General features: G+C 71.3%; 5 protein-coding genes, 1 tRNA gene and 1 pseudogene. 5 read left to right on the top strand and 2 right to left on the bottom strand.

Going from position 1 to position 6307, the window contains the following annotated elements:
- The coding region (locus tag D6718_05815; GenBank protein RMG46319.1) for a hypothetical protein at window positions 1-1812 on the top strand (1812 nt) is incomplete at its 5' end.
- 19 nt (window positions 1813-1831) lie between these two features.
- On the opposite strand, the gene D6718_05810 is transcribed toward D6718_05815, so the two are convergent.
- Window positions 1832-1907, bottom strand: a tRNA-Glu gene (locus tag D6718_05810).
- A gap of 111 nt (window positions 1908-2018) precedes the next feature.
- Here D6718_05810 and D6718_05805 point away from each other — a divergent pair.
- Window positions 2019-2735: a DUF2270 domain-containing protein gene (locus tag D6718_05805; protein RMG46318.1), complete on the top strand. Its 717-nt coding sequence runs from the start codon at window positions 2019-2021 to the stop codon at window positions 2733-2735.
- A 152-nt stretch (window positions 2736-2887) separates the two neighbouring features.
- On the opposite strand, the pseudogene D6718_05800 reads toward D6718_05805, so the two are convergent.
- A pseudogene (locus D6718_05800) lies at window positions 2888-3490 on the bottom strand (histone).
- Here D6718_05800 and D6718_05795 point away from each other — a divergent pair.
- The 3 genes from D6718_05795 to D6718_05785 all read left to right on the top strand — a co-directional run.
- On the top strand, window positions 3489-4946 hold the full coding sequence (locus tag D6718_05795) for a hypothetical protein (GenBank protein RMG46317.1): 1458 nt from the start codon (window positions 3489-3491) through the stop codon (window positions 4944-4946). The pseudogene D6718_05800 and the gene D6718_05795 sit on opposite strands and share 2 nt — an antisense overlap.
- Before the next feature lie 80 nt (window positions 4947-5026).
- Complete coding sequence (locus D6718_05790; GenBank protein RMG46316.1) at window positions 5027-5869, top strand: hypothetical protein; 843 nt, start codon at window positions 5027-5029, stop codon at window positions 5867-5869.
- A 238-nt stretch (window positions 5870-6107) separates the two neighbouring features.
- The coding region (locus D6718_05785) for a hypothetical protein (GenBank protein ID RMG46315.1) at window positions 6108-6307 on the top strand (200 nt) is incomplete at its 3' end.

Raw genomic sequence — 6307 nt, 5'->3', positions numbered from 1 at the left:
GGCAGGATCTGGGTCAACCCGGGCGAGGATCTCGACGGCGACGGGGTGCCGCTCGACCCCGACGACGAGAACGGCCTCGACGACGACGGGAACGGCTATGTCGACGACCTGATCGGCTGGGACTTCGCCGCAGGCGGGAACCGTCCGATCGACACGGTCGGCCACGGCTCGCACGTGGCCGGGATCGTCGCCGGATCGGCACCGAAGGGGACGGCGGTCGGCTACGCGCCCGGGGCGAAGGTGATGCCCCTGCGCGTCGGCAGCGGCTCGGCCCGGGAGGCGGACGTCTGGGAGGCGATCGATTACGCCCTCGCGAACGGGGCCGACGTGATCTCGCTGAGCCTCGGCTGGCGCCGGGCGTGGCATCCGGACCGCGCCACGTGGCGCCGGATCGTCGACGCCGCGACGGCCGCGGGTGTCCCGGTCGTCGCCGCGGCCGGCAACGAGGGCTGGTTCGACACGGTGAGGACGCCGGCCGACGTGCCGTCGGCGATCGCGGTCGGCGCCTCGAGCCGCGAGGATCGGGTGGCCACCTTTTCGTCGCGCGGTCCGGTCACCTGGGACGACGTGCCGCCCTACTTCGACTACCCGCCACCCGAGGGTCTGCTCAAGCCGGACCTCACCGCGCCCGGCGTGGACGTCCCGTCGCACCGGCTGTGCGAGGGGTTGATGGACAGCTCGGGAACCTCGATGGCCGCGCCCGCCGTCTCCGGCGCGATCGCCCTCCTGCTGGAGATCGATCCGTCGCTGCGTCCCGGCGATCTCCGGCGCCTGTTGGAGACGACGGCGATCGATCTCGAGGAGCCCGGCCCGGACAACGCCGCGGGCTACGGACGGATCGACGTCTTCCGCGCGGCCGAGGCGGCACGCGGGCCGATCCGGGCGACGGCGCGGAGCTACGACGACACGGCCTCCGGCGACGGCGACGGCGCCCCCGAGCCGGGCGAGCGCGTCCGCCTCGTCGTCGCCCTGACGAACGAGGGCGAGGCCCCGGCCCGCGGGGTGGCGGCCCGTCTCGTTTCGGAGACACCGGCCGCGCGGGTGCTCGAGGCGGAGGCGGTCTACGGCGTTCTGGCGCCCGGCGAGACGCGCGGCCCGGAGGGCCCCGGATTCCTCGTGGAGGTCGGCGGGGAGTGCGGGGACAGGCTCCGGTTCCGCGTCGAGGTCGAGGCGCGGTTCCCGGACGGTCCCGGGTTCTCGCTGTCGGTGATCCGGGATCGGACCGGCCGGCCGGAGGTCCGGGTCCTGTTCGAGGACGACATGGAGTCCGACCGCGGCTGGTCGGTCTCGGGAAGCGCCGTCACCGGCCGGTGGGAGCGCGGGGAGCCCCAGGGAACCAGCGACGGCGGCCGGCCGGCCCAGCCCTCCGAGGACGCGAGCCCGGATGGCCGGCGCGCGTTCGTCACCGGCAACACCGGCGGTGGCGCTTCGGACGACGATGTGGACGGGGGAGAGGCCTTGCTGGTCTCGCCGCCGATCGACGCTCGCGGGTTCGCCGGGTTGGAGCTGGCCTACGCGCGCTGGCTGTACGTCGGCAGCCGCCCCGGCTGGCCGGATCGGGCAGGGGGTCTCGTCCTGGAGGCCAGCGACGACGGGGGCCGCACCTGGATTCCCGTGGAGATCGTTCGCGACCGCACCGGGGGCTGGGTCAGGGTGACCGAGCCGCTCGACGGCCTGATCGTGCCGGGTCCGGAGCTCCGGATCCGGGCGCGGGCCTACGACACCTCGGGCCCGCCCGGGGATCTCATCGTCGAGGCGGCGCTGGACGACGTGGTGCTTCGAGGAGAGCGCCGGGTTTGCGACGGGCCGTGAACGGCCCCGGAGGTGGGCCTGGCAGGGCTACGGGGATTCGAACCCCGGTTTCATGGCTGAGAACCATGCGTCCTAGACCCCTAGACGATAGCCCCGCAATGGCAGCCGCCGGATTATAGACGAGGGCCCCCGGGTGTCAAAGGTGCGGCCGGCCGGCGTGTAGAATCTCCTCGGGACCATGCCCCGGCGGCCCCGGGGGAGCGCCGATGACCACCGAGAAGAGGGCCTTCGACCCCACCGATTTCGAGTCGCAGCCGCTCACCCGCAACGAGTACATCCAGGCGATGGTGCACTTCTACCGGGGGGAGGTGGGGCGGTCCAACGTCTGGCGGCAGCGGCTGGACACGACGACGAACTGGGCGGTGGTGACCACCGCGGCGATCATCACCTTCACCTTCGCCGACGCCGCCCGGACCCACCTGCTGCTCCTGCTCAGCAACTTCATCATCCTCGGCTTTCTGATCATCGAGGCGCGCCGTTTCCGCTACTTCTCCGTCTACAGGGCCCGCGTGCGGATGCTGGAGGAGAACTTCATCCTGCCGATCGTCACCAGGAATCTCCTGTCGCCGAAGCAGGACTGGCGCGAGCTGGTGGCGATGGACCTGGACGTGCCGAAGTTCAAGAACACCCCGATGGAGGCCGTCGCCCTCCGGGTCCGCTACAACTACTACTGGATCTTCTCGTCGATCGCGATCGCCTGGATTCTCAAGACGGTGATGCACCCGGTGCCCGCCACCTCGCTGGCGGAGTGGTACCGTGACCACGTCTCGGTCGGTCCGTTGCCGGGATGGTTCGTCCTCGGGCTCGGACTGCTGTTCTTCGCGGCGATGACCTTCCTGTTCTTCCTGGCCGGCCGCTGGCGGACGATCGTCGAGGAGGAGATCCACGGCTTCGAGGCCGACCGGGCCCACTGGAAGTTCTGAGGCGGCCCCGCGCCCGGCGGGGGACGCGGGGCCGCGCCGCGTCAGCTCCGGTTCGGATCGCTCTCGCTCGGGGCACGCGGGCCCGAAGCCGACCGCATCGGATCGTGCCTCGGTGTGAAGGTCGGCGGCCGGGTGGGCTGCTCGGGAGCCCGGGGCGGGGTCGCGGTCGGCGTCGGCTCGAACGTCCTCGCCGGGGAGGGCGCGACCTGGGGTGCCGGACTCGGCGCCGCCGGGGTCGGGGCGGGCCGCGACGCCGTCACCCGGGGCGTCTCCCGCGGCGCCCCTGGGATGCGGGCGGCGGCCGCGGGGGCGGGCGGCTTCGCCGCGCGGGGCTTGCGCGGGCGCGCCGCCTTCTTCTTGGCCGTCGTCTTCTTGGCCGCTTTCTTCTTCGCGGCTTTCTTCTTCACCGCTTTCTTCTTGGTGGACTTCTTCCCGGCCGTCTTCTTCTTGGCGGTCTTCTTCTTCGCGGTCTTGCGGCGGGCCGACTTCTTCTTCGCCTTCTTGGCCGCTTTCTTCTTCGCGGCTTTCTTCTTCACCGCCTTCTTCTTGGCGGACTTCTTCCTGGCCGCCTGCTTCTTGGTGGCCTTCTTCCTGGCCGTCTTCTTCTTGGCGGTCTTCTTCTTTGCGGTTTTCTTCTTGGCCGCCTTCTTCTTCCTGGCGGCCTTTCGTTTCGTCGTCGTCTTCCGGGCGGTTTTCCTCGCGGCCGTTCCCCTCTTCCGGGCGGTCCGCGACTTGGTCTTCCTCGCTCTGGCCATGGCAGACTCTCCTTCACGAGGTGCCGGGCCAGGGCCCGGCGGGCCGCTTATCATAACAAAGCGTCCCGCGTCTCCGGGTCGGCGGAGAGGGTCGCGAAGAGGAGGAGCGGCGATCGAATCGAGGCGCAAGCGCACGGTCGGACACCTGTGGCCCATCGCCCTCGGCGTGCTGGCCGCTACGGGCTGCGGCGGGTCGGCCCCCGGGGCGGGCGACCGGCCCGCAGCCCCGGTGCGGCCGAACGTGATCGTCTTCCTGGTCGACACGCTCCGGGCGGACGAGGTCGGCTTCGGCGGCTATGCCCGGAACACCACCCCGAAGCTCGACCGCTGGGCCCGGCGCGGCGTGGTGTTCGAAGAGGCCACCACCCCGGCCGGCTGGACGAAGCCGGCGGTCGTCAGCCTCTTCACCGGCCTGTATCCGGCGAGCCACGGGGTGCAGGACAAGGAGCACGTGGTCCCCGACACGATCGTCACGCTGGCCGAGGTGTTCCGCGCCGCCGGATACTCCACCGCCGCCTTCGTGACGAACTTCGCCGTCTCGGCGAAGTTCGGGTGCGATCAGGGATTCGAGAAGTTCCGCTGGTTCGACAAGAAGGTCGATTCCCCCCCGGGAACCCCGCCGGATCTCAACTACGTGCCGATCGGCGCCCTCGACGACGAGGTCGGCGCTTTCCTCGAGCGGCCGCCGCGGGAGCCGTTCTTCGCCTACGTGCACACGACCGATCCCCACTTCCCGTACAAACCGCCGGCCGAGTACCGCCGGTGGGGCGAGGCGTCCCGCGACCGGTACGACGGCGAGGTGCTCTACACGGACGAGTACATCGGCCGCTGGCTCGACCGCCTCGAGCGGAGCGGGGTTCTCGACCGGAGCGTCGTCGTCCTCACCGCCGATCACGGCGAGGAGTTCCGCGAACACGGCGGCACCGGCCACGGAATCACGGTCTTCGCCGAGTGCGTGCGGGTTCCCCTCGTGATCTGGGCTCCCGGCGTTCCTGCCGGCCGCCGGCGCGAGCTGGTCTCGCTCGCCGATCTCGGGCCCACCCTTCTCGAAGCCGCCGGCGTTCCGCCGCTCCCGGGCTTCGGGGGGGAGGGACGCTCGTTCTGGCCGCTCGTCGCCGGCAAAGCAGGACCGGCGTCCGGTTGGTCGTGGGCCTACAGCGAACTGGTCTACCCGTCCAAGGGGATCGCGTTCGGCTACCGGGAAGGGAACTGGCGCGTGGTGCACATCGTGCGCGACAAGCTCGGCCGCTCCGACCGGACGTACCTCTTCGACGAGAAGGCGGACCCCCTCGAGCAGTCGGACCTTTCGGGCCGCGATCGCGCGACCCTCGAACGTCTGAGGGGCCGGATGCGGGCGGTTCGGCGGGAGCACCTGGCGCGGGCGCGGTCGGCGGAGACGGCGGTTCTCGACCCGGAGGACCTCGAGCGCCTGCGGGCGCTCGGCTACGCCGACTGACCCACCTTCTCCCCGAATGGTGTTAACATGCGGGCAAGTCGGGCGCCCGTCCCGCCCCGGGTGCCGGAGGGGAGGTCGACATGCGCCGCGCACTGTTCCTCGGCGCCGTCCTGGTCGGAGTCGGCTGCCACGTTTCGAACTATCCCGTCATCTTCGACGATGCCGGTCCGTGGGACGACGCCGTGCTCGACTCGTTCTACGACGAGGCCTACATCGTTCCCACCGGCCAGGTCGCCACGATCTGGACCGACGGCTCGGACGAGACCTTCTCCGAGGTGGTCCAGGACTGGAAAGGCGACCAGTGGATCTACACCTACAACAACTTCGATCCGACCGCCTCGGTGATCTACCTCGACCAGACCTACTGCGATCCGGCCCGGCAGACGAACTGCGCGAACTGGGTCTCGTGGAATCCGGACCTCCCCGAGTACACTCCTGGCAGGTCGCCGGAGGGCCCGCACGACGACCCGTTCGACGGCGTCGGCTATCCGGAGTGTCCCGGCTACCGCTCCCTTTGCCAGATGATCTCGATGGCCTCGCGGATCGGGGAGTGCGGGAGCGGCCTGTGGGCCGACAAGCAGGGGCTGGCGGACGAGTTCTCCCGGCTGGAGCTGACGACCTGGAGGGGGCGCGCCGTCTACGCCCTCCCGCTCGACGCCTCGACCGTCGCCGTCGAGCTTTCGGCCCCCGGGGAAACGGCGTTCCAGGCGATGCCGGTGTACGGGAGGTTCTCCGCGTACGTCGACACGAAGCTCCGACTCGCGGTCGAGGTCACCCCGAACGTGCGCTACCAGGCGCGCTGGCTGCAGCGCTGGACGGAGCAGCACGGCGAGATCGCCCGCGCGCGCGTCACCTACGGATCGCTGGTGGCCGAGTGGGACGTGCGGTTCGTCGGGCTCTCCCGGGTGCTGGATCGGCTCTGAGAGGGGCCTCCCCGCGGCGCGCTCCGGCGCGCGGGCCCGCTCCGGCCGTCCGGACGGCCCACCTCCCGGCGCGGGGCCTCGGCCGGGAAGAGGTCATCGCCCCGATCGGGTCCGGGGCGCGCACCGGACCCCCGTCCTGAGCGCCCGCCGGGCGCCGCAGCCCGGGAGGCTCCCGCGCACCTCGCGGCGCGCGGCCGCGCCGGCCGCGCCGCCGCTTCCGCAAGGGCGGGCATCGGCGATGATTCCGGGCAGGTGCGAGCCCGGGGAGTCCGCCGCCGCGGGCATCCGGAGGTCACGATGCGACGTCTTCGCGTGCCGATCGTCGCCGCCGCAGCGGCGGCGGGGCTGGGGTGCGGTTTCGAACTACCCGGTGATCAGGGACGCTGCCGGACCCTGGGACGACCAGGTCACCGACTCGTTCTACGACAAGGCTTACAT

Source organism: Acidobacteriota bacterium (assembly GCA_003696075.1).
In the GTDB taxonomy this organism is placed as follows: Bacteria; Acidobacteriota; Polarisedimenticolia; order J045; family J045; genus J045.
This window is presented reverse-complemented; position numbering and strand designations above follow the sequence as displayed.

Coding starts and splice junctions, on each gene's coding strand:
- D6718_05805 (RMG46318.1), top strand. CDS start 2,019: ATGACCACCGAGAAGAGGGCCTTCGACCCCACCGATTTCGAGTCGCAG.
- D6718_05795 (RMG46317.1), top strand. CDS start 3,489: ATGGCAGACTCTCCTTCACGAGGTGCCGGGCCAGGGCCCGGCGGGCCG.
- D6718_05790 (RMG46316.1), top strand. CDS start 5,027: ATGCGCCGCGCACTGTTCCTCGGCGCCGTCCTGGTCGGAGTCGGCTGC.